Here is a 20,760-nt window from a genome sequence, read left to right on the forward strand (position 1 = left end):
GGAACAGGAAGTGGAAGGAGACGGTGAAGGCGAACTGGATGCGGGCCAGCAGCACCGCGTCGAACGATCCGAGCATTGTCTTTCCTCAGCTCCCGCCGGTGGGCGGGTCTTCGAAGACGTCCGCGCGGCGGCGGACCGGGACAGGGTATCCGAACCGGGGCACGACATGCCAGCGGCTCGAAAGGAATATGGGTATGGTGGTCCCTCGGCGCCATGCATGCGGCGATCCGCGCGGGGGGCTGAGGAAACGGCAAGACCCCGCGGCGGTCCCTGGCATTCCCGCACCCGGTTGGACGTCGCGCGCGAACAGTCGGGGTCGCGGCCGGGTTCTCCGCTGACCGGGCCTCCGAACCCTCGACGGTAGCCGATCAGGACCCTATCAGAGCAGCGATGCACAGCGCCCGGACGATGGGAGACGGCGACCGGATGAACGACGACGCCGGAAACCGCCTCGCGCCCGCGCCCCCCGCCCTGCCACGCGTCGATGGACGCGCGCGGCTGACCGTCAAGCGGAGGGACATGCGGAGCGTGATCGACACCGTCCGCACTTCGGGCGCGGCGAAGCTGCTCTTTCCCCGCGCGACGGAGCGGCTCGACGCGCTGCTCGTCAACACGGCCGGCGGGCTGACGGGCGGCGACCGGATCGAGCTCGACATCGGAATCGGTGCCGGCGCGACGCTCGCGCTGACCACGCAGGCGGCCGAACGGGCCTACCGCGCGGCGAGTGGCATCGCCCGCGTCGAGTCCCGCGTGACCGTCGCGGAGGGCGGGTCGCTCCTGTGGCTGCCGCAGGAGCTGATCCTCTACGATCACGCGTCCCTGCACCGGAGCCTGCGGGTCGACCTCGCCCCTTCCGCAGGCCTCCTCCTCGTCGAGCCCGTCATCTTCGGACGCGCGGCAATGGGCGAGACGGTCCGCCACGGCGCCTTCCACGACTGGATCGAAATCACACGGGACGGGGTGCCGCTCTATCTCGACAGCCTCTGCCTCGAGGGCGACATCGCGGGCCGCCTCGCCCGCCCCGCGCTCGGCAGTGGCACGGGCGCGATGGCGAGCGTCGTCCTCGTGGACCCGGGCGCGGAGGGGCATCTCGACGCGATCCGCGCCCTTCTCCCGGCCACGGGCGGCGCCACGCTGCTTGCGCCGGACCTGCTCGCGGTCCGCCTCGTCGCGGCGGACGGCTACACTCTGCGGCGGGACTTGCTCCCGGTCCTCGACCGGCTCACGGTGGACACGTTGCCCGCCGCATGGAGACTCTGAGATGAACCTGACCCCGCGAGAGAAGGACAAGCTGCTCGTCGCGATGGCCGCGGAGATCGCCCGGCGGCGGCTCGACCGCGGCGTCAAGCTCAACCACCCCGAGGCGATCGCGCTCATCACCGATGCCGTGGTGGAAGGCGCGCGCGACGGGCGCTCCGTCTCCGAGATGATGCAGGCCGGGGCCGAGATCGTCAGCCGCGACCAGTGCATGGAAGGCGTGCCCGAGATGATCCACGAGGTGCAGGTCGAGGCCACTTTCCCCGACGGCACCAAGCTCGTCACCGTCCACAACCCCATTCGCTAGAGGCCGCCCATGATCCCCGGAGAGATCCTGCCCGCCGAGGGCACGCTGACGCTCAACGCCGACCGCGAGGCCGTCACGCTGAAGGTCGCGAATACCGGCGACCGGCCGGTGCAGGTCGGCTCGCACTACCACTTCGCCGAGGCGAACCCCGCCCTCGACTTCGATCGCGACGCCGCGCGGGGCCACCGGCTCGACATCGCCGCCGGCACCGCCGTCCGGTTCGAACCCGGTCAGACGCGCGACGTGCAACTCATCCCCTATTCCGGCGACCGCAAGGTCTTCGGGTTCAACAAGGCGGTGATGGGACCGCTCTGATCCGGCCCGACCTGCCCGAATATGCGGCAGGCCGCGCGAAAGCCCGCCGCGCCCGGGCGACCCGCGCTTGCCCATTTCGCCCGGCCCCGACAGTGTACCCGAAACCAACGACCGGACCTCGCCCATGCCCGCCACGATCAAGCGATCCGACTACGCCGCCATGTTCGGCCCGACCGTCGGCGACCGCGTCCGGCTCGCGGATACCGACCTCATCGTCGAGGTGGAGCGCGACCTGATCGCCGAACGCGCGGGCGGCGCCGCGACCGGCAGTTCCGGGGCGAACGCGCTCGCCTACGGGGAGGAAGTCAAGTTCGGCGGCGGCAAGGTGATCCGCGACGGGATGGGCCAGTCGCAGCTCACGCGGGCCGACGGCGCGGTGGACACGGTCATTACCAACGCGCTGATCGTGGACTGGACCGGGATCGTGAAGGCCGATGTCGGCCTGCGCGACGGGCGCATCGCCCGGATCGGCAAGGCCGGCAACCCGGACACGCAGCCGGGCGTCGACATCGTCATCGGGCCGGGCACCGAGATCATCGCCGGCGAGGGGCGCATCCTGACCGCCGGCGGCTTCGACAGCCACATCCACTTCATCTGCCCGCAGCAGATCGAGGACGCGCTGCATTCGGGCCTGACCACCATGCTCGGCGGCGGCACCGGCCCAGCGCACGGCACGCTGGCCACGACCTGCACGCCGGGCCCCTGGCATCTCGGCCGGATGCTGCAGGCCGCCGACGCCTTCCCGATGAACCTCGCCTTCGCGGGCAAGGGCAACGCGTCCCTGCCTGCCGCGCTGGAGGAGCAGGTCCGCGCCGGGGCCTGCGCGCTCAAGCTGCACGAGGATTGGGGCACCACCCCCGCCGCCATCGATTGCTGCCTCTCGGTCGCCGACGCGATGGACGTGCAGGTGATGATTCACACCGACACGCTGAACGAGTCCGGCTTCGTCGAGCATACCGTCGCCGCCATGAAGGGCCGCACGATACACGCCTTCCACACCGAGGGGGCGGGCGGCGGACATGCCCCCGATATAATCAAGATATGCGGCGAGGCGCACGTGCTGCCCTCGTCCACCAACCCGACGCGGCCCTTCACCGTGAACACGGTGGAGGAGCATCTCGACATGCTCATGGTCTGCCATCACCTCGACAAGTCGATCCCCGAGGACATCGCCTTCGCCGAGAGCCGCATCCGTCGCGAGACGATCGCGGCGGAGGACATCCTGCACGACATGGGCGCCTTCTCGATCATCGCATCCGACAGCCAGGCGATGGGCCGGGTGGGCGAGGTGCTGATCCGCACGTGGCAGACGGCCGACAAGATGAAGAAGCAGCGCGGGCGGCTGGCCGAGGAAACGGGCGACAACGACAACCTGCGCGTGCGCCGCTACATCGCGAAATACACGATCAACCCCGCCATCGCACATGGCATCGCCCACGAGATCGGCAGCGTCGAGGAAGGCAAGCGTGCCGACCTCGTGCTCTGGAACCCGGCCTTCTTCGGCGTGAAGCCGGAGATGGTGCTGCTCGGCGGCTCCATCGTCATGGCGCAGATGGGCGACCCGAACGCCTCCATCCCGACGCCGCAGCCGGTTCATTCCCGCCCGATGTTCGGCGCCTACGGCCGCAGCGTCGAGCACAGCGCCGTCACCTTCGTCTCCGAGGCCGCGCAGGCGGACGGGATCGGCGTGTCGCTGGGCCTCGCCAAAAAGACGGTCGCGGTGCGGAACACCCGGACCATCGGCAAGGCCGACCTGAAGCTCAACGACGCGACACCCCGTATCGAGGTGAATCCGGAGACCTACGAAGTGCGCGCCGACGGAGAACTTCTGACCTGCGCGCCGGCCGAGGTGCTGCCGATGGCGCAGCGCTACTTCCTGTTCTGACGATGGAGTCCCTCCCGCTCGCGCAGATCCTCCACCGCCGGGGCGCGTGGTCCGGCGCGGCCGAGACCTGCGAACTCGACTACGAGGGCCGGTTCCTGCGGCGCAAGCGGCTGACCACGACCACGGGGCGCGACTTCGTCGTGGACCTGCCGCAGACGACCTCGCTCGACGACGGGGACGCGCTGGAGCTTTCGAAGGGTGGGCTGGTCGAGATCCGCGCGGCCGAGGAGGCGGTGCTCGTCGTAACTGGGTCGGCGCTGGCGCGACTGGCCTGGCACATCGGCAACCGCCACACACCCTGCCAGATCGAGACAGAGCGCCTGCTCATCCGGCAAGACCCGGTGATCCGCGACATGCTCACCCGTCTCGGTGCGGAGATCCGCGAGGCAACGGCGCCGTTCACACCCGAAGGCGGCGCCTACGGGCATGGCCGCACGCACGCCCACGAGCATGGCCATGTTCATCATCCCGCCGATGCACATGGACATTGACGCGCGGCTCCTGACCCTGACGCAATGGCTGTCGCCGGCCTACCCGCTCGGCGCCTTCGCCTATTCGCAGGGGGTGGAATCGGCGGTCGCGTCCGGTTGGGTCACCGATGCCGAAAGCCTCGTCGCATGGCTCCGCGACACGCTCACCGACGGCACCGGCCGGACCGACGCGATCTGGCTCCGGCTCGCCCACGCGGCACCGGACGCGGCCGCGCTCGCGCGTCTCGACGCGGAGGCCCGCGCCTTCGCCGCCACGCGGGAACGCCTGCGCGAGGCGGAGCGGCAGGGTACGGCCTTCGCGGCGACGACGCGCGCGGTCTGGGGGATCGACCTGCACGACCTGCTCCTGCCGCTCGCGGTCGGACGTGCCGCCCGCCTCGGCGGGCTCGACATCGAAGCGGTGGTGGCGCTCTACCTGCATGGGATCGCCTCCAACCTCGCGACCGCCTCGATGCGCCTCCTGCCTGTCGGGCAGGTCGCAGCGCAACGTATCGTGGCCGACCTGACGCCCCTGTGCCTCAACATCGCCCGCACGACGCGCGATGCCGGGCCGGAGGATATCCATGCCAACACGTTCCTCGCCGACATCGCGTCGATGCGGCACGAAAAGCTCGAACCGAGGCTCTTCCAGTCATGACCCGCATGAACGGCCCCCTTCGCATCGGCATCGGCGGCCCCGTCGGCGCCGGCAAGACCACCCTCACGGCGCGGCTGGCCGAGACGCTGAAGGCGCGCTTCTCCGTCGCGGTCATCACCAACGACATCTATACGCAGGAGGACGCCGAGGCGCTGATGCGGATGCAGGTCCTGCCCGCCGATCGGGTGATGGGGGTCGAGACCGGGGGCTGCCCGCATACCGCGATCCGGGAGGATGCTTCGATCAACCTCGCCGCCCTGGCCGAGATGAACGCGCGGCACCCGGATCTCGACATCGTCCTGATCGAGAGCGGCGGCGACAATCTCAGCGCGACCTTCAGCCCGGAACTCGCCGATTATACGATCTACGTCATCGACGTCGCCGCGGGAGAGGAGATCCCGCGCAAGGGCGGGCCGGCCATCACGCGCTCGGACCTTCTCGTGATCAACAAGACCGACCTCGCCCCGCATGTCGGCGCCTCGCTCGACGTGATGGACCGGGACGCAGCGCGGATGCGGGGGGCGCGGCCTTTCGTCTTCGCGAGCCTGCGCCACGGCCAGGGCGTCGACGCGATCGTCGACGCGATCGCCCGCGATGCCGGCTTGCAACCCGTAAAGACATTAGCGCGATCTTAAGGCCCGGCTGCGACATCTGCCGCCGAATGCGCGAGCAGGAGTTGCGGCCCGGTGAACCAGCTGTCCAACATCCGCCCAAGCGGTGAGCCGAGCGAGGCTGCCGCGCTGGTGGCGCAGGGCCTGCGCCGCTCCGCCCTGGCGCCGGTCTGGATCGCCTGCATCGCGATCTGCCTCGACATGCCGATCCTGTCCGTCGCGCTCTGGTTCGCGCAATACGCCGTCACGCCGGCCGAGAGTTTCGGGGCGATCCACGCCGCGCTCCTGGCCACCGCGATCGGGCTCGCCGGATCGGTCTTCCTCGCCATCACGAGCGGCTACGACCCGCGCGCGCTGCGACAACCCTTGCCCGCCATCGCCCGGACGCTGGTCACGTTGACGCTGCCGGCGGCGATCCTGTCGCTCGTCGCGGCACCCGATGCGTCGCCGCCTGTCTTCGCGGCGGCCATCCTCGCCCTGCTCGCGGTGATCGTGCCGACGCGGGTCGGCGCCGCCATCGGCTGCCGTTGGCTGCTCGACCACCACCTGCTCGACCGTCGCGCGGTGATCGCCGGCGGGGGCGAGCACGCCGTGCGCCTCATCCGCGGGCTCGCCGCGCGCACCGACAGCGACATCCGCCTCCACGGCATCTTCGACGACCGCGATGACATCCGCTCGCCGCTGCAGATCCTCGGCGTCCCGAAGATCGGCGGCTACGACGACCTCATCGCCTTCGCCCGCATGTCCGAGATCGACATGGTCATCATCGCCCTGCCGCTCGAGGCCGAGGCGCGGATCGAGTGGCTGCTCGAGGCGTTCCGCGTCCTGCCCGTCGAGGTGCGCCTGTCTGCCTTCAGCCGCGACTATGCCTTCGCGCAACCGGATCGCGACCCGTTGATCTCCGCCATGCGCCGCAGCTTCGCCCCCGAGCGCCGCCTGACGAAGCGCGCCTTCGACGTCGTCGTGGCCTCGATCGCGCTTCTCCTGCTGTCCCCGGTCATGCTCGCCGCCGCCCTCGCGATCCGGCTGGAGAGCCGCGGGCCGGTCCTGTTCCGGCAGCGCCGGCACGGCTACAACGACCGGATCATCGACGTGCTGAAGTTCCGCTCGATGTACCATGAGATGGCGGACCCGGAGGCGAAGAACATCGTTCGGCGCAACGACCCGCGCGTCACACGTATCGGCCGGCTCCTTCGGCGCAGTTCCATCGACGAGTTGCCGCAGCTCTTCAACGTCCTGAAGGGCGACCTGTCGCTCGTCGGACCGCGGCCGCACGCGATCGACGCGATGGGCAGCGATCAGCGCCGGTTCAGCCGCATGGTCGAGGGCTATTCCGCGCGCCACCGCCTGCCTCCGGGCATCACCGGCTGGGCGCAGATCCACGGCTGGCGGGGCGAGATCGACGATCCCGCCAAGCTTGCCGCCCGCTTCGAGCACGATCTCTACTACATCGAGAACTGGTCGCTCTGGCTCGACATCAGGATCCTCCTGCGAACGCCGCTCAGCCTTCTGGACACGCGCTCGGCCTATTGAGGCGCGGCGCGTGGTCGCGCTCACGCGATCGGGACAGGCGGGCGGGGTGCAGACCGGGGACGACGTGACCATAAGTGCCCGAACCCTTCGCCGATCGGATTCCCGTGCCCCTGCATCTCCTCGTCGTCTCCAGCGAAACGCCAGACCAGCAGGCCCGTCGGCGTGCGCTGTCGGGCACCGCGTCCCACGAAACCTTCGCGGAAACCCTGCGGAAGCTCGACGGCACCTGCATCGTCGCGCAGGCTAACTGCATCGACGGAACCCGCCCGGCAGAGGGGTTCGCGGCATATGACGGCGTCCTGTTCGCCGGCTCACCCATCCAGATGCACGGCGGCGGGCCAGAGCAGCGGGCGGCAGCCGCCTTCGCCGAGGCGGTGTTCGAAGCCGGCACGCCGTCCTTCGGCTCCTGTGCCGGATTGCAGATCGCGGCCACGGCCGCCGGCGGCACGACGAAGCCGCGCGACGCGCATATGGAGGCGGGCTTCGCCCGCGGCATCACCCGGACGCCGGCGGGCCACGGCCATCCGCTCCTTCGCGGCCGGCCTTCGGTCTGGGACGCGCCGGCCATGCATTCCGACGTCGTGGACCGCCTGCCACCCGGTGGCACGACCCTTGCGGCGACGCCGAACACGTCCGTCCAGGTCGCCGAGATACGGCACCGTCAGGGCGTATTCTGGGGCGTCCAGTACCACCCGGAAATCTCGATCGGGGAGATTGCCGACGCGTTGCGACGCGAAGCGCCGAGCCTCGTCGCGGACGAGCTTGCCCGGAACGAAGGCGAGGTGGAGGCGCAGGCCGCGATCCTGCAGCGCCTCGACACCCATCCGGACCGCGACGACCTGGCTCGCCGGATGGGAATTGGTCTCGACGTGATCGATCCGACGCGGCGAACGACGGAGTTGCAAAACTTTCTGGACCACCTTCGCGTCCAAGCCGTCACGCGCTCCGGCGCAGCCTGACTCCAGGCGGCCGGTCCTCTGGGCGGCGCGGGTTCTCCGTTGCGGGAGTGCAATGGCGATGCCAACATTCCTCGTGCGCCTAGTCAGTTCGAGACGCTCTCGAGCGAATTACAGAAGCGCTGCGGATGTGTAGGAAATACCGTGCAAGGCCTGTCGGACAATGACGGGCTAATGACCGAGGGACCATTCGCGAGATGAAGAAGGCGCGCTCCGTCTCGAGGGCTCCGAAAGAGTCTGCGACATGGGCTACGCCTGCACGGTCATCCTGACAATACCGATGCAAACCGATGACTTAGACGTAAAAGTGGTGCCCGGGGGCGGAATCGAACCACCGACACGAGGATTTTCAATCCACTGCTCTACCCCTGAGCTACCCAGGCACGGGTGCGGCGGGCGGGCCGTCGCGGGGTGTGGCTCGTCTAGGACAGGGTCGTAAGGGTGTCCAGACGAAAATCGCCGGGTATCGTCAATGCGGGCGGTCGCGCCGCTCGGCCTCGCGGATCGCCTCGTCGAGCGCCTCCTCCACGTCGTCGGGATCGGTGGAGGGCACCGGGTAGGAGCCGTTCAGCCAGCGCCCCAGATCGACGTCGGCGCAGCGGCGCGAGCAGAAGGGACGGTAGGCCGGGTCGGCCGGCTTGGAACAGATCGGACAGGTCACAGCACCTCCGTAAGCGGGCGGCGTTCGCGGCGGCGGGTCAACTCGAAATGCCCGAGCGGGGTCCATCCGATGAGCGACGTCTCGACCGGATCGGACCGGAACGCCGTTCGCAACGCGCTCTCGAAGCCCTTGCGGTCCTTCTTCGGCATCGGCGCCAGATCGAGCACGAACTGTCCGCCGAGACCGCGCAGCCGCAATTGACGCGGCAGCTCCTTCGCCATCGCGAGGTTCGCCCTCAGCCCCCCGGCCCCACCCTCGGGCGTATTCACGTCCACGGCGACGAGGGCGCGTGTCGGCTCGACGTGTATCGTCGTAGTGCCAAGCGTCACGGCATTCGAACGCAGCGCATCGATCTGGTCGGCGACATTGTCCCAATCGTCCGAAGGCGCCCCCTCCCAGTCCCGCCAGGCGAGCTCCTGCGCGTCGGGCCCGTCGAACAGCCGTTCCGCGTCCTGCCCCGTATCGGCCAGGACCCGCATCGCCAAGCCCCAGGTCGCGGAGAGGTCGTCGGCGAGGTCCGCCTCTGAGACATCCGCACAGGCCGATCGCAGGATGATCCCGGAGCGGCCCCGGTCGGGAACGATGCCATCGGCGATCTCCAGCAGGCGGTCGCGCTCCGTGTCCTCTTCGATCGAGCGCGCGACGTTGAGGCCCGGGGCTTCGGGCGTGACGATGCAATAGCGGGACTTGAAGAGGATGCGATCGGTGACCGGGACGGCCTTGCCCGGTTCCGCATGCCCCGTCACCTGCACGAGCAGCACCTGGCCGGGCGCGAGCCCCTTCGCGTTGCGGTGCCACCCGGTCAGCCCGTCGCCCAGCCGGACGAACATGCCGCCCTGTCCCTTCACCGGGCGGTCGCAGATCGCACGGAACACGGTTCCCGGCACGGGCGTGTCGTCGGCCCCGTCGATCAGCAGGTCGTCGAGCCGTCCGTCCACGACACGCGCGGCTGCCGGTCGGCCGTCGTGCTGCCCTAGCACGATCTGCGTCCCCTTCATCGCCAGACCTCCAGTCCCGCCGCCTGCAACAGGCACGACGTCTCGTGGACGGGCAAACCCATCACGCCCGTGTAGCTCCCCTCGATCCAGCTGACGAAAGCGCCGGCCGGTCCCTGGATCGCGTAGGCGCCGGCCTTGCCTTGCCAGTCGCCGGTCGAGAGGTAGCCCGCGATCTCGGCATCCGACAGCCGCTTGACCTTGACGCTGGTCACCGAGGTCTGCCGCCAGCTTCGGGTGCCGCGGCGCACCCCGAGCGCGGTGACGACCTTGTGCCGGCGACCGGAGATGAGGCGCAGGAACGCGGCGGCCTCGTTGGCATCGGCCGGTTTGCCGAGAATACGCCGTCCGACCGCGACCGTGGTATCGGCGCAGAGCACGACGTCGTCGTCCAGGGCCTCGACCGCCGCGAGCTTTGCGGCCGTGACACGCTCGCAATAGACGCGCGGCAACTCACCCCGCGCCGGCGTCTCGTCCACATCGGGAGGTCGTACGGCGTCCGGCGCGAGGCCGAGTTGCGCCAGCAACTCGAGTCGCCGGGGAGAGCCCGACCCGAGGATCAGGCGGGGTCGCGTCACTTACTTGAAGCGGTAGTTGATGCGGCCCTTGGTCAGGTCGTAGGGCGTCATCTCTACCTGAACCTTGTCGCCGGCGAGGACGCGGATGCGGTTCTTGCGCATCTTTCCTGCCGTGTGCGCGATGATCTCATGGCCGTTCTCGAGTTCGACCCGGAATGTCGCGTTCGGCAGGAGTTCCTTCACGACGCCGGGGAATTCGAGCATTTCTTCCTTGGCCATGGTCTCTCCAGATGAACAGCCGCCCGATAGATGGGCGGCGGGATGCGCCTAGATGGTCGCATCGGGACAGGACTTCAAGGGTGAATGCGGCCTTGCCGATGGGTCGGTTCATGGAAGCGGTGTCCGCGGGAGCAGCGCCGGAACGCGCCCACGGTCGTCACGGCCTTACCGGCTGCACCGGGCGCTTCGGGGCAAGACGCCGTAATTTTTCGGAACTCGGTACGCATGCGAAAAACACAAATCCGTGAGGGGCCTAGCTGGCGGAACCGTTTCACCGAGCCCGCCAAGATACTTAACAAATGCAACTTTTTGGAACTTCACGTCGGATGATCGGTTGGCAACCCAGCAAATGTCAGGGAGATATTTCATGAAACACACCATATCCACGTTGCTTCTGACGACGGCTTTGACCGTGCCGTTCGCCACCCACGCGCAGGAAGCTTCGCTCGAGGAGGCCTGCGCCGAACTCGAGAGCGCGATCGCGAACGAGTTGCCGGAAGGCGCCGACGCGGCGCAGATCACGCAGACGGTCGAGACCGGCGACGTCGAAGCCTGCCGCGTCGAATTCGAACGGCTGTTCGTGGCGCAGGGCCAGACCGACGAGCAGCAGACCGAGACCGATCAGGCGCAGTCCGAGTCGAGCGAGACCGAGGCGACCGTCGCCGATACGGAAGAGACGACGCTCCGGCTCGAGGACGAGGTCACCATTCAGGGCCGCGTTCTGCTCGACCAGTCGCCGCCGCGCGTCGAGGTCGAGGAAAGCCCGGCCGACGTGGAGATCGAGCCCGGCGCGCCGTCCGTCACCGTCTCCGAAGGCCAGGGCGAGATCGTCGTCCGTCAGGCTCCGGCAAACGTGACGATCGACATGCCGACGCCGACCATCCGGATCGAGCAGGCGGCCCCCGAGATCATCATCACCATGCCAGACCCCGACGTCTCGGTCGGTGCGGCGCAACCGACGGTCCGTGTCGAGCAGGCCGAGCCGCGCATTTCCATCTCGCAGGCGCCGCCGCAGGTCGATCTGGAGTTGGAGCGTGTCGAGGACGGTGCCGAGAGCAGCGGCTTCGAGGTGACCGACAACCGCTCGGGTCAGGCCTACCAACCCGGCACCGCACCCGAAGCCGTGACCACGGAAGATGCCGAGGTAACTGTGACGCGCGGCGAGCCCGTGGTGACGATGGCCGAGGCGACCGAGGAAGCGGACGTCACCATCGAACGGTCCGAGCCGACGATCCGGTTCGAGCAGGCCGATCCGCAGGTGAACTTCGAAACGTCGGGTGAGCCGCAGGTCGAGTTCGTCCAGTCCGGCGAGCCGACGGTGACCTTCCAGGAAGCCTCCGGTCAGTCCGATGCGACCGCGACCGATGAAGCAAGCGCCGAGCAGCCCGAAGGCGATACGGCACAGCCGTTGATGGCCGAGGGCGACGCCGAGATGGAGCCGGCGACCGATGAGACGGCGATGATGGAATCCGACGCCGAGACGGCCGAGACCGGCCTGACGACGACGGACCCGGCGCTGGAAGGCACCGATCCGGCCGCGACGACGGCGATGACCGACACCGCCACGGGCATGTCCGACGGTGAGATGGTCGATGGCGACGTGGCCGAGACGATGACGACCGGCCCGATGATCGAGCGCGAAGGCTACAATCTTGCACAGGCCGGCGAGTTCGAGGTCGAGTCCCTGACGGGGTCCAACCTCTACGGCGTCAACGACGAGAACATCGGCGAGATCGGCGATCTGATCCTGAGCACCGACGGTCAGATCGACGGCGTCCTCGTCGAGATCGGCGGCTTCCTCGGTCTGGGTGAGCGGGAAGTGCAGATCCCCTACGATCGCCTGTCGATCATGACCTCCGAGACCGGCGACATCCGCGCTTATATCGACGCGACGCAGGAAGAGCTCGAGTCGATGCCCGAAAACCAGTGATCTTCGACTGATCGCGACAAGGGCCGCCCCGTCAGGGGTGGCCCTTCGTCATTCCATTCGGGCCGCCGCCGCGACGGATTCGGCGACATGCGCCCGATTGAGGACGCTGCCCTCCCGGCGCACCCGCGCGATGGCCGCCGGGTCGATCTCCGCCCGCACCCAACCGGGGATGTCGGGCATGCCCTCGGCCACGATCCCGGTCTCGGGAAAGCCCAGATCGGGCGGCGCATAGACCCCGGCCCGTCCCCGGTTCTCGTCCACGGCCGGCGACCAGTCACAGGCTCCGACCGTCGGCGCATGCACCGCGACGCACTGACCTTCCAGCGCCCGGGCCATCGCGCCGATCCGGACCCGATGGAAGCCCGCGACCGTGTCGGTGCAGGACGGCGCGAGGATCAGATCCGCGCCCCCCGTGATCAGCGCCTGGCCGAGCGCGGGAAACTCGACGTCGTAGCAGATCAGCACGCCGACCTTCAGGCCGCCGACCTCGAACATCCGCAGCGGATCGCCGGGAATCACATCCCAGGGGTCCCGCTCGAACCGGGTCATCACCTGCTTGTCCTGATAGCCCAGGGTCCCGTCCGGACCGTGCAGCCAGGCACGGTTCACCGGCCGGTCGCGCCTGGCGTCCCAGGGTCCGGAGGGCGCGAGGATATGACAGCGATGCGCCCCTGCGAGTTCGGCCCAGACTTCCTGCGCGCGAGGCCCGTGACGGGCTGCCGCATGAAGCGACGTCTCGAGATCGCCGGCCGCCGCCGCGCCGTCGAGATGCGCGAGCTCCATCGCCCCGTATTCGGGGAAGACGAGAAGATCCGCGCCCGGCCCGTCGCAGGCCTCGGCGACCCAGCCCTCGACCTTTCGCGTCCACGCGTCCCAGCTTTCCACAGGATCCATCGGGTACGCGGCCGTGGCGATCCTCATAACGTCTTCCCCCAGAATTGCAGCGGTTTGCGCGTCTTTTCCCCATCGCCAAGATCCGTCCAGGCGAAGTGGGCGACCACGCCGTCGAGCGGCCGGTAGCCGCGGCCGCGCCAGAAGGCGTCGTGCGTGCGGGCCCCTTCGGGCTTCATCGGGTGATCGTCGGGCCGGATCACGGAGCAGAAGGCGGCGTGGCGACAATTCCCCGCGCGTCCCGCGGCCTCGCGCGCGTCGAAGAAGGCGTGACCCAGACCGTGCCCGCGATACTCCGGCAGCAGCACGGATTCGGCGAGATAGTAGATCTTCGACAGCGGCCAGTCGTGCCCGGCGAAAGCGGCGGCGAAGTCCTCCGCGTGGTCCTCCATTCGCGCCGCAGTTGCGGCGCCGACCATCCGGTCGCCGTCGAAGGCCCCGACGATTACGGCGCCCGGCGCGGCGTAGGCGCGCATGTAGTCGCGCTCGTAGGCTTCGTCGCCGTCATAGAGATACGGCCAGTCGCGGAACACCGCGATCCTGAGACCCGCCAGCGCGTCCAGATGCGCGTCGATGGCATCGCCGCGCAGCGTCTCGACCCGGATCTCGGTCACGAGACCTGCCGGATCCAGTCGGCGAGGTTGTAATACGTCACGACCCGCGCGATCGCCCCGTCCGCCACAGTGAAGAACGCCCCCGCGGGCAGGGTATAGCTCTGTCCCCGCGCATCGGGCAGGCCGGGATCGGTCTCGAGATAGGTGCCGTTCACGGTGAATTCGGCGGCGTAGCGCCCCTCGGGACCGGCGAGGATCACGACGTCCGTCAGCGTCTCGCGGTAGCTTCGGGCCATGTGATCGCAGAAATCGCGGAACGCGTCGCGACCGCGACGGACCTGCCCTTCATTGACGTGATGCGCCACATCGGGCGCGACGCAGGCCAGCATGGCGTCGGTGTCGCCATCGTTGAATGCCGCATAGTAGCGGGCAATGAGTTCGGTGGACATGGAGGCTCCCCGGGTCGTCGTGCCGAGGGAGAATAGCGGATAAATCTCTGTGCGCCACCGGGGTACGGGTCCCCGAGCACACCACCGAGCGAGGCGGCGGCATCAGAAGTCGAGAGGCGGCGGACCGGCGCAGACGAGGCCGGGCCCGTAGGGCGTGACGCCGTCGAGTTCGATGGTGATCTGCACCGCCTCGTAGGGATCGAGCCTGACGGCGAACTCCCCGTAGTCGCGGGCGATGTCGTCTTGCGTCAACAGGTCGATCTCCGCCTGCACGTCGTCCTCGTCGTAATAGTACCGCGAACCGTCGATCATCACGAAATTCGCCTCGCCCGCACCCGTCGAACGCTGCCCGTCCGACGTGTCCCGGTTCATGCCGATGCGGATGGCGGAGGCCTCGTAGCCGCCGGAGATGACGTCCGAGATGTCGAGCCGGGCCATCTTCGTCTCCCGGCTGAGGGAGGCGACGTAGAAGATGAAGCTGTCGTCGTCGGAATAGCCGTAGGTCAGGAAATCGGTGCCGTTCATCCGCGTGTCGGACGCGCCGACCATCTCCAGGTCGAGGAGCGACGCCCCGCCCGACAACGCATCAGACATCACGTCGTAGAGCGCGCCGCCCACGGAGTTGACGACGTAGCCGCTGACCGGATCGATGATCGGGTCGGCCACGGCGCCGCCCGCGAGGTCGTTGCGCGTGTTGTGCTGCGGGGGCCAGACCAGCGCAGTATCGACGCCGGCGCGCACCATCCCCTCGACCATCTCGAGGATCGCTCCGGCCGATCGCAGGCCCAACAGCTCGACATGGTCCTTCTGGATGTTCCATTCGGTGACGTAGAACACCATGTCGCGGCCGAGCACGGCGGACCAGGACTCCTCGTGCCATTCCATGCGGTAGTCGCGCGCGTTCTCGGGATCGTGCCCGTCCTGCCAGTAGAAGTGATGCACGATACCGTCGATATGCGCGAGCGCGGCGTCGCTCAGCGCGTCCTGCAGATCCGCGTTGGCGAGTTCCCAGCGCATCGCCTCGGTCATGTTCGCGCCGCGCCCGTCTTCGTGGCGCCAGTTGTAGCTCGATCCCTGGCCTGCCGGATTGGCCGTCTGCACGAGGATGTCCGGGTCGTGATCCATCGTCTCGAGGACGGAGCCGACCACGGTCGCGATCTTGTTGGCAACCTGGGCGTATTCCGTCTCGCGGCTCTCGCCGCCCGGATTCGGATCGTGGCGCCAGTATTCGTTGCCGATCTCGAAGGCGGCGACCAGATCGCCGAACTCCTCCATCACCGCCTCGACGAAGGCCCGCAGCTCGGCGCGTCCGTGAAAGCCCTCTTCCGTGGGCAGCACGAGCACGATCCCCTCGACCCGGCTCGACCGGGCCCATTCCAGAAAGCCGCGCACCTCGGGGATCATGTCGCCGTGGATCATCATTCCGTCCGCGAACAGGACCTCGGTCTGCCCCGCGGGATAGCGCAGGATTGTCTGACCGAGTTCAGAGATGGCGGCCTCGAAGTTCTCGAGCGGGCGGCCGGTCCCGAAATCCGTGTTGGGATGGTAGAGGACGTTCCCGCCGAAATGCGCGTCCGACACGCGCAGCGTGGTCTTCTCGTAATTGGCGATCCTGATCGTCGGCATGACGGCCCTCCGAAGTTGGCGGAGGTCTGCCGGACAGGTCGCGCAATCCGAGGGAGGGTTTGTGGCGGGCGGTGAAAAGATGGTGGCGAGATCGCGCCTCTCGCCGACATATCGAGGGAAATTCCCCGAAAACGCGACCGAACCACGGAGCCGTGGACGTCTATTCCGGACCTTGCGTCAGCCGAAGCGGGCCTCCAGCCGGGCCTGGATCTGGTCGCGGGTCTGCCGGTAGCTCGCGAGCTTATCGTCGCGATGCTGGCCCAGTCCGGTCGGGTCCATGATCGGCCAGTACTCCACCTCGATATGCGCGTGCCGGCCGAGCTCATGCGCCATGCGCTGCGAGGCGGGCGAGAGCGCGACGATCAGGTCGAATCCCTCGAGGTCGTCGCCCCATTCGCGCATCTCGTCGAAGCTGCGCGTGCGATGCCGCGACAGCTCGACCCCGAGCTCGGCGCAGACGGCGATGGCGAAGCCGTCGATCTCGAGGTCGTTCTTCACGCCCGCCGATTGCACGTAGATCGCATGGCCGTGCCGCTTCTTCATCAGCCCCTCGGCCATGGGCGAGCGCACCGCGTTGTGATCGCAGCAGAACAGCACCGATTGCGGGCGCGTCACGGGTTCAGCCCCCGAAATGCAGCACGCAGATCAGCGTGAAGAGGCGCCGCGACGTGTCGGTGTCGATCCGCGCCTTGCCGTCGAGCCGTTCCTGCAGGATGCGCGCGCCCTCGTTGTGGATGCCGCGCCGCGCCATGTCGATCGCCTCGATCTGACCGGGCGGCAGGTTCTTCACGGCGTCGAAATAGGCCTCGCAGATCTGCCAGTAATCCTTGACCACCTGCTTGAACGGCCCGAGCGAGAGATGGAACGACCCGGCCTGCTGCGCGGCTTCCGTCGCGACGTCGAAGACCAGCCGACGCTCGCGGATCGACAGCGACAGGTCGTAAGGCCCCTCCGGCGCATCCGCTCGGGCCAACGCGAAGCTGTTGTCCTCGAGAAGGTCGAAGATCGCCACGGCCCGCTCCTGCGCGATCTCCGGCGTCGGCACCGGCAGGTTGGCGTCGTCGATCTCGATCCGCGCGATGCGGGCATTGGTCATCGGTCGCATCCCGGCTGCCTGTCCGGAACCGGATAGCCGGCGCGCGGCGCGGCGTCCATCGACGCGCTCAGCGGTTCGCCCGCTCGAGACGCGCCCGAACCGACAGGCCGTGCGCCTCCAGGCTCTCGGAGGTGGCGAGCGTGGCGGCTGCGGGACCGATCGCGGCGAGGCTGTCCGGCGTCATCCGCGCCAGCGTCGTCCGCTTGAGAAAATCGAGAACCGACAGGCCGGAGGAGAACCGGGCCGAGCGCGCCGTCGGCAGGACGTGGTTCGGCCCGCCCACGTAGTCGCCGATCGCCTCGGGCGTCCACGCGCCGAGGAAGATCGCCCCGGCATGGGTGATCCGTTCGGCCAGCGCGTCCGGGTCCGCGACGGCCAGTTCCAGATGTTCGGGGGCGATCCGGTTCGACAGGTCGGCAGCCTGCGCGAGATCGGCCACGGTGACGACGGCGCCGAAGTCGCGCCAGCTCGCCCCGGCGATGTCGCGCCGCTCCAGCGTCCCGAGCCGTGCCGTGACGGCATCGGCCACCGCACGTCCGAACCCGGCATCGTCGGTGATCAGGATCGACTGCGCGCTTTCGTCGTGCTCGGCCTGGCTCAGCAGATCGAGCGCGATCCAGTCCGGGTCGTTGTCGCGATCCGCGATCACAAGGATCTCGGACGGCCCGGCGATCATGTCGATGCCGACGCGCCCGAACACCCGCCGCTTGGCCGCCGCGACATAGGCGTTGCCCGGCCCGGTGATCTTGTCGACGGGCGCGATCGTCGCGGTCCCGTAGGCCATCGCCGCCACCGCCTGCGCCCCGCCGATCCGGTAGATCTCGTCGATTTCCGCCAGCCGCGCGGCAAGCAGGACCAGCGGGTTCGTCACCCCGTCCGGCGTCGGCACGCACATGACGAGTCGGCGGACCCCCGCGACCCGCGCCGGGATCGCGTTCATCAGGACCGAGGACGGATAGGAGGCGAGCCCGCCCGGCACGTAGAGCCCCGCCGCGTCGACCGGCCCCCAGCGCCAGCCGAGCTCCGCCCCGGCTTCATCGGTCCAGCGCGCGTCCTCGGGCATCTGCCGGGCGTGATAGGCGCGGATGCGCCCGGCCGCGAGTTCGAGCGCGGCGCGCTCCGCCTCGGGCACGTGCGCCACGGCCGCGTCGATCTCCGCGGCCGGGATCGCCATCCGCTCGGGCGACATCGGCAGCCGGTCGAACCGCTCCGTCAGTTCGCAGACCGCCGCGTCGCCCCGTGCCCGCACGTCCGCGATGATCGCGGCGACCGCATCATCCACCTCCGGCGCATCCTCGCGCTTGGCGGCGAGCAGGGCGCCGAACCGCGCCTCGAAATCGGCATCGTTCGTATCGAGAAAGACTGGCATCGGCTCTCCGGGGCATCCGCCCCTTCTTCTTGGCTCAAATACTCGAATCCGACGTCGGCTCCGAGGCCGGACGTCGGTCGGGCTCAGTCCGGATGCCCCGGCGCCCGGCCCGACGGCGCGGCATAGGGCCGGGTCACGTCGCGCAGCGTCACATCGAGACAGTCGCAGGCCACCTCGACCACCCCGTCGCCCGCGAAGGTGAGGCGCAGCGTCCCGTCGGCATCCGCTCCCGGCTCCCATTCCGCCGCAAGCAGCGACAATACGGTGTCGGGGTCGTCCGGGACGATCCCCTGCCCGCGCACACCCCGCACGTCGCCGGCGGTGAGCAGCGTCTGCACCCGTTCCGCCCGGCGCACGCCGTGCTCCCAGCGGAACCGGTTCAGGAGCATCGCGAAGCGCCGCGACCTCTTCGCCCAGGTCATCTCCGTCGCCGGCAGGACCGAATCCTGCAGCAGCGCCGAGATCACCTGCAGGTCCTCCGCGTCCGTCGCCCAGAGGCGGAGCGGCCCGCCGCCCGCGTCGTGGAACCGTGCGTCCTCAGTCATTCGCCCTCACCCGTTCGATCCTCGCTCCCACGCCGCGCAACTTCGCGACGACGTGCTCGTAGCCCCGGTCCAGATGGTAGACGCGGCTGACAATCGTGTCGCCCTCGGCGGCGAGCCCGGCGAGGATCAGGCTCACGCTCGCGCGCAGGTCGGTCGCCATGACCGGCGCGCCGCGCAGCCGCTCCACCCCCGTGACCGTCGCCTGCCCGCCCTGAACGTCGATGCGCGCGCCCATCCGCACGAGCTCGGGCGCGTGCATGAAGCGATTCTCGAAGATCCGCTCCTCGAGAACGCTGGTCCCCTCCGCCGTGCAGAGCAGCGCCATCATCTGCGCCTGCAGGTCCGTCGGGAAGCCCGGAAACGGCTCGGTCGTGACGTCGACGGCGTGCATCGCCCCGTTCGCGCGCCGCACGGTCAGGCCCGCCGCGTCCTCACGCACCTCCGCCCCGGCCGCCTCGATCCGCTCGCAGAACGCCGCCAGAAGGTCGCGCCGCCCGCCGGCCAGCGTCACCTCCCCGCCCGCGATCAGGGGGGCGAGCATGTAGGTGCCGAGCTCGATCCGGTCGGTCACGACCCGGTGCGTGGCGCCGTGCAGGCGGTCGACGCCCTGCACCTCGATCACCGGCGTCCCCTCCCCCGAAATCTGCGCCCCCATCGCGCGCAGGCAGCGGGCAAGGTCGACGATCTCCGGCTCCTGCGCGGCGTTGTGGAGCCGCGTCGTCCCGCGCGCCAGCGTCGCCGCCATCAGCGCGTTCTCGGTCGCGCCGACCGACACCAGCGGAAACTCCACCTCGCCCCCGCGCAGCCCGCCGGACGGCGCCTTCGCATGGACGTAGCCATCGCGCAGGTCGAGCTCCGCGCCCATCGCCTCCAGCGCCCGCAGGTGCAGGTCGACCGGCCGCGCGCCGATGGCGCAACCGCCGGGCAACGAAACGACCGCGTGCCCGAGCCGCGCGAGCAGCGGACCCAGCACGAGGATCGAGGCGCGCATCTTGCGCACGATGTCGTAATCCGCCCGATCGCCGTTCAGCGCATGGCTCGACATGGCGAGGACAAGCCCGTCCGAGAGCGGGCTCACCTCCGCGCCGAGCGAGGCCAGGAGCTGCGCCATGGTCCGGATGTCCGAGAGCCGCGGCGCGTTGGTCAGCGTCAGCGGCTCCTCCGACAGAAGCGTCGCCGGCATCAGCGTGAGGCAGGCGTTCTTCGCCCCCGCGATCGGGATGGTGCCCTCGAGCGCCTGCCCACCGGTGACGTTGATGCTATCCATTCGCGTCCGTCTCCTGCCCGTCATCCTCGACCGGCGCCCGGTCCTCGTCGGCGGCCGCCGCCGTGCGGCCGCGCTTCTGCGCCTTGCGCCGCGCCATGTTGGCCTTGAGGGCCGCCTTCAGCCGGTCGTCCCGCGTCGGTCCCGCATCCTTCGCCATCCGCGCCCCCATCGTCCCGGCCCCCATAGCCAATGCCCCGCCGGGGGTCCAGCGAGCGGGCCGGCCGCTCGCGAAAGGGGTTGCGAGACGCGGAGGTTCGGTCTAACCCGCGCTCCGGACGCTGCTGTAGCTCAGAGGTAGAGCACTCCCTTGGTAAGGGAGAGGTCGAGAGTTCAATTCTCTCCAGCAGCACCATTTCCCGACCGGAAAGCCGCGGACCCGTCCGACCGTTTCGTCAGGGACGTTCGACCCGACCGAAAGGCCAGCATCGAAAGCGTCCGTTTGCCGCGGTCCGCCCGAGCGTCCGAGGCACGGGGCAAATCGATCCCTCGCCGGGACTTCGCGAACGAGCGCTTTGGTAGTGCCCCAACGTGTGGTGTAGGAGCGCCGACCTTCGGAGAGGTCCGAGCCTGATCAGGTTGCCACGGCGG

24 protein-coding genes and 2 tRNA genes are annotated in these 20,760 nt (G+C 69.1%); 11 read left to right on the forward strand and 15 right to left on the reverse strand.

Going from position 1 to position 20,760, the window contains the following annotated elements; genetic code table 11:
• Positions 1-426 precede the first annotated feature (426 nt).
• The 9 genes from Q1A87_RS20555 (at position 427) to Q1A87_RS20595 (ending at position 7,995) form a co-directional block, all read left to right on the forward strand.
• Complete coding sequence (locus Q1A87_RS20555) at positions 427-1,260, forward strand: urease accessory protein UreD (protein WP_299655856.1); 834 nt, start codon at positions 427-429, stop codon at positions 1,258-1,260.
• 1 nt (position 1,261) lies between these two features.
• Entirely contained in the window at positions 1,262-1,564 is a 303-nt protein-coding gene (locus Q1A87_RS20560) for an urease subunit gamma (protein WP_299655859.1), read from the forward strand.
• A gap of 9 nt (positions 1,565-1,573) precedes the next feature.
• Positions 1,574-1,879, forward strand: a complete 306-nt coding sequence (locus Q1A87_RS20565) for an urease subunit beta (protein ID WP_299655862.1) — start codon at positions 1,574-1,576, stop codon at positions 1,877-1,879.
• Positions 1,880-2,003: 124 nt separating this feature from the next.
• Positions 2,004-3,764 carry an urease subunit alpha gene (gene ureC / locus Q1A87_RS20570; RefSeq protein WP_299655865.1) on the forward strand — a complete coding sequence of 587 codons (1,761 nt, stop codon included), beginning with the start codon at positions 2,004-2,006 and terminating at the stop codon, positions 3,762-3,764.
• A gap of 2 nt (positions 3,765-3,766) precedes the next feature.
• Positions 3,767-4,255 (forward strand): urease accessory protein UreE, encoded by a 489-nt coding sequence (locus Q1A87_RS20575; RefSeq protein ID WP_299655868.1) that lies wholly within the window; start codon positions 3,767-3,769, stop codon positions 4,253-4,255.
• Entirely contained in the window at positions 4,221-4,892 is a 672-nt protein-coding gene (locus tag Q1A87_RS20580; RefSeq protein WP_299655871.1) for an urease accessory UreF family protein, read from the forward strand. The genes Q1A87_RS20575 and Q1A87_RS20580 overlap by 35 nt, the downstream gene beginning before the upstream one ends.
• Positions 4,889-5,527 (forward strand): urease accessory protein UreG, encoded by a 639-nt coding sequence (gene ureG, locus Q1A87_RS20585; RefSeq protein ID WP_299655874.1) that lies wholly within the window; start codon positions 4,889-4,891, stop codon positions 5,525-5,527. The genes Q1A87_RS20580 and ureG overlap by 4 nt, the downstream gene beginning before the upstream one ends.
• Before the next feature lie 51 nt (positions 5,528-5,578).
• Positions 5,579-7,036, forward strand: a complete 1,458-nt coding sequence (locus Q1A87_RS20590; protein WP_299655877.1) for an exopolysaccharide biosynthesis polyprenyl glycosylphosphotransferase — start codon at positions 5,579-5,581, stop codon at positions 7,034-7,036.
• 104 nt (positions 7,037-7,140) lie between these two features.
• The gene (locus tag Q1A87_RS20595; protein WP_299655880.1) at positions 7,141-7,995 is read left to right on the forward strand and encodes a gamma-glutamyl-gamma-aminobutyrate hydrolase family protein; all 855 of its coding nucleotides are present in this window, start codon (positions 7,141-7,143) and stop codon (positions 7,993-7,995) included.
• A gap of 305 nt (positions 7,996-8,300) precedes the next feature.
• Here Q1A87_RS20595 and Q1A87_RS20600 read toward each other — a convergent pair.
• The 5 genes from Q1A87_RS20600 to infA all read right to left on the reverse strand — a co-directional run bounded on the left by Q1A87_RS20600 (position 8,301) and on the right by infA (position 10,445).
• A tRNA-Phe gene (locus tag Q1A87_RS20600) sits at positions 8,301-8,375 on the reverse strand.
• Between the two features lie 86 nt (positions 8,376-8,461).
• Positions 8,462-8,653, reverse strand: a complete 192-nt coding sequence (yacG, locus tag Q1A87_RS20605; RefSeq protein WP_299655883.1) for a DNA gyrase inhibitor YacG — start codon at positions 8,651-8,653, stop codon at positions 8,462-8,464.
• Positions 8,650-9,651, reverse strand: a complete 1,002-nt coding sequence (locus Q1A87_RS20610) for a ribonuclease E/G (protein WP_299655886.1) — start codon at positions 9,649-9,651, stop codon at positions 8,650-8,652. Before Q1A87_RS20610 ends, yacG begins: the two co-directional genes overlap by 4 nt.
• A complete protein-coding gene (locus tag Q1A87_RS20615; protein WP_299655890.1) occupies positions 9,648-10,226 on the reverse strand; it encodes a Maf family protein in 579 nt (192 codons plus the stop codon). Before Q1A87_RS20615 ends, Q1A87_RS20610 begins: the two co-directional genes overlap by 4 nt.
• The gene (gene infA, locus Q1A87_RS20620; protein ID WP_011455993.1) at positions 10,227-10,445 is read right to left on the reverse strand and encodes a translation initiation factor IF-1; all 219 of its coding nucleotides are present in this window, start codon (positions 10,443-10,445) and stop codon (positions 10,227-10,229) included.
• Between the two features lie 367 nt (positions 10,446-10,812).
• Between infA and Q1A87_RS20625 the strand changes: the two genes are divergently transcribed.
• Positions 10,813-12,375 carry a PRC-barrel domain-containing protein gene (locus Q1A87_RS20625; protein ID WP_299655918.1) on the forward strand — a complete coding sequence of 521 codons (1,563 nt, stop codon included), beginning with the start codon at positions 10,813-10,815 and terminating at the stop codon, positions 12,373-12,375.
• A 48-nt stretch (positions 12,376-12,423) separates the two neighbouring features.
• Here Q1A87_RS20625 and Q1A87_RS20630 read toward each other — a convergent pair whose 3' ends face one another.
• The 10 genes from Q1A87_RS20630 to Q1A87_RS20675 form a co-directional block, all read right to left on the reverse strand.
• A complete protein-coding gene (locus Q1A87_RS20630; protein WP_299655921.1) occupies positions 12,424-13,296 on the reverse strand; it encodes a carbon-nitrogen hydrolase family protein in 873 nt (290 codons plus the stop codon).
• On the reverse strand, positions 13,293-13,871 hold the full coding sequence (locus Q1A87_RS20635; RefSeq protein ID WP_299655946.1) for a GNAT family N-acetyltransferase: 579 nt from the start codon (positions 13,869-13,871) through the stop codon (positions 13,293-13,295). The genes Q1A87_RS20630 and Q1A87_RS20635 overlap by 4 nt, the downstream gene beginning before the upstream one ends.
• A 5-nt stretch (positions 13,872-13,876) precedes the next feature.
• Positions 13,877-14,269, reverse strand: coding sequence for a ketosteroid isomerase-related protein (locus tag Q1A87_RS20640; RefSeq protein ID WP_299655924.1), 393 nt, complete (start codon positions 14,267-14,269; stop codon positions 13,877-13,879).
• Between the two features lie 102 nt (positions 14,270-14,371).
• Positions 14,372-15,895, reverse strand: a complete 1,524-nt coding sequence (locus tag Q1A87_RS20645; protein WP_299655927.1) for a hypothetical protein — start codon at positions 15,893-15,895, stop codon at positions 14,372-14,374.
• Positions 15,896-16,072: 177 nt separating this feature from the next.
• Positions 16,073-16,510 (reverse strand): low molecular weight phosphatase family protein, encoded by a 438-nt coding sequence (locus tag Q1A87_RS20650; RefSeq protein WP_299655930.1) that lies wholly within the window; start codon positions 16,508-16,510, stop codon positions 16,073-16,075.
• Between the two features lie 4 nt (positions 16,511-16,514).
• Positions 16,515-16,991 carry a UPF0262 family protein gene (locus Q1A87_RS20655; RefSeq protein ID WP_299655934.1) on the reverse strand — a complete coding sequence of 159 codons (477 nt, stop codon included), beginning with the start codon at positions 16,989-16,991 and terminating at the stop codon, positions 16,515-16,517.
• Between the two features lie 67 nt (positions 16,992-17,058).
• Entirely contained in the window at positions 17,059-18,360 is a 1,302-nt protein-coding gene (gene hisD, locus Q1A87_RS20660; protein WP_299655937.1) for a histidinol dehydrogenase, read from the reverse strand.
• Between the two features lie 83 nt (positions 18,361-18,443).
• A complete protein-coding gene (locus tag Q1A87_RS20665) occupies positions 18,444-18,905 on the reverse strand; it encodes a DUF2948 family protein (RefSeq protein ID WP_299655940.1) in 462 nt (153 codons plus the stop codon).
• Complete coding sequence (gene murA / locus Q1A87_RS20670; protein WP_299655943.1) at positions 18,898-20,172, reverse strand: UDP-N-acetylglucosamine 1-carboxyvinyltransferase; 1,275 nt, start codon at positions 20,170-20,172, stop codon at positions 18,898-18,900. Before murA ends, Q1A87_RS20665 begins: the two co-directional genes overlap by 8 nt.
• Entirely contained in the window at positions 20,165-20,329 is a 165-nt protein-coding gene (locus tag Q1A87_RS20675; protein ID WP_299655949.1) for a hypothetical protein, read from the reverse strand. Before Q1A87_RS20675 ends, murA begins: the two co-directional genes overlap by 8 nt.
• A 120-nt stretch (positions 20,330-20,449) precedes the next feature.
• Here Q1A87_RS20675 and Q1A87_RS20680 point away from each other — a divergent pair.
• Positions 20,450-20,524 (forward strand) — tRNA-Thr (locus Q1A87_RS20680).
• Positions 20,525-20,760 lie beyond the last annotated feature (236 nt).

Source organism: uncultured Jannaschia sp., assembly GCF_947494055.1.
GTDB lineage: Bacteria > Pseudomonadota > Alphaproteobacteria > Rhodobacterales > Rhodobacteraceae > Jannaschia.

What these genes read in the sequence shown, in the direction of transcription:
- Q1A87_RS20645 (WP_299655927.1), bottom strand. Translation starts at nt 15,895, where the DNA reads ATGCCGACGATCAGGATCGCCAATTACGAGAAGACCACGCTGCGCGTG.
- Q1A87_RS20610 (WP_299655886.1), bottom strand. Translation starts at nt 9,651, where the DNA reads ATGAAGGGGACGCAGATCGTGCTAGGGCAGCACGACGGCCGACCGGCA.
- Q1A87_RS20560 (WP_299655859.1), top strand. Translation starts at nt 1,262, where the DNA reads ATGAACCTGACCCCGCGAGAGAAGGACAAGCTGCTCGTCGCGATGGCC.
- Q1A87_RS20555 (WP_299655856.1), top strand. Translation starts at nt 427, where the DNA reads ATGAACGACGACGCCGGAAACCGCCTCGCGCCCGCGCCCCCCGCCCTG.
- ureG (WP_299655874.1), top strand. Translation starts at nt 4,889, where the DNA reads ATGACCCGCATGAACGGCCCCCTTCGCATCGGCATCGGCGGCCCCGTC.
- Q1A87_RS20625 (WP_299655918.1), top strand. Translation starts at nt 10,813, where the DNA reads ATGAAACACACCATATCCACGTTGCTTCTGACGACGGCTTTGACCGTG.
- hisD (WP_299655937.1), bottom strand. Translation starts at nt 18,360, where the DNA reads ATGCCAGTCTTTCTCGATACGAACGATGCCGATTTCGAGGCGCGGTTC.
- Q1A87_RS20575 (WP_299655868.1), top strand. Translation starts at nt 3,767, where the DNA reads ATGGAGTCCCTCCCGCTCGCGCAGATCCTCCACCGCCGGGGCGCGTGG.
- Q1A87_RS20580 (WP_299655871.1), top strand. Translation starts at nt 4,221, where the DNA reads ATGTTCATCATCCCGCCGATGCACATGGACATTGACGCGCGGCTCCTG.
- Q1A87_RS20665 (WP_299655940.1), bottom strand. Translation starts at nt 18,905, where the DNA reads ATGACTGAGGACGCACGGTTCCACGACGCGGGCGGCGGGCCGCTCCGC.
- murA (WP_299655943.1), bottom strand. Translation starts at nt 20,172, where the DNA reads ATGGATAGCATCAACGTCACCGGTGGGCAGGCGCTCGAGGGCACCATC.
- Q1A87_RS20565 (WP_299655862.1), top strand. Translation starts at nt 1,574, where the DNA reads ATGATCCCCGGAGAGATCCTGCCCGCCGAGGGCACGCTGACGCTCAAC.
- Q1A87_RS20655 (WP_299655934.1), bottom strand. Translation starts at nt 16,991, where the DNA reads ATGACCAATGCCCGCATCGCGCGGATCGAGATCGACGACGCCAACCTG.
- Q1A87_RS20630 (WP_299655921.1), bottom strand. Translation starts at nt 13,296, where the DNA reads ATGAGGATCGCCACGGCCGCGTACCCGATGGATCCTGTGGAAAGCTGG.
- ureC (WP_299655865.1), top strand. Translation starts at nt 2,004, where the DNA reads ATGCCCGCCACGATCAAGCGATCCGACTACGCCGCCATGTTCGGCCCG.
- Q1A87_RS20675 (WP_299655949.1), bottom strand. Translation starts at nt 20,329, where the DNA reads ATGGCGAAGGATGCGGGACCGACGCGGGACGACCGGCTGAAGGCGGCC.
- Q1A87_RS20640 (WP_299655924.1), bottom strand. Translation starts at nt 14,269, where the DNA reads ATGTCCACCGAACTCATTGCCCGCTACTATGCGGCATTCAACGATGGC.
- infA (WP_011455993.1), bottom strand. Translation starts at nt 10,445, where the DNA reads ATGGCCAAGGAAGAAATGCTCGAATTCCCCGGCGTCGTGAAGGAACTC.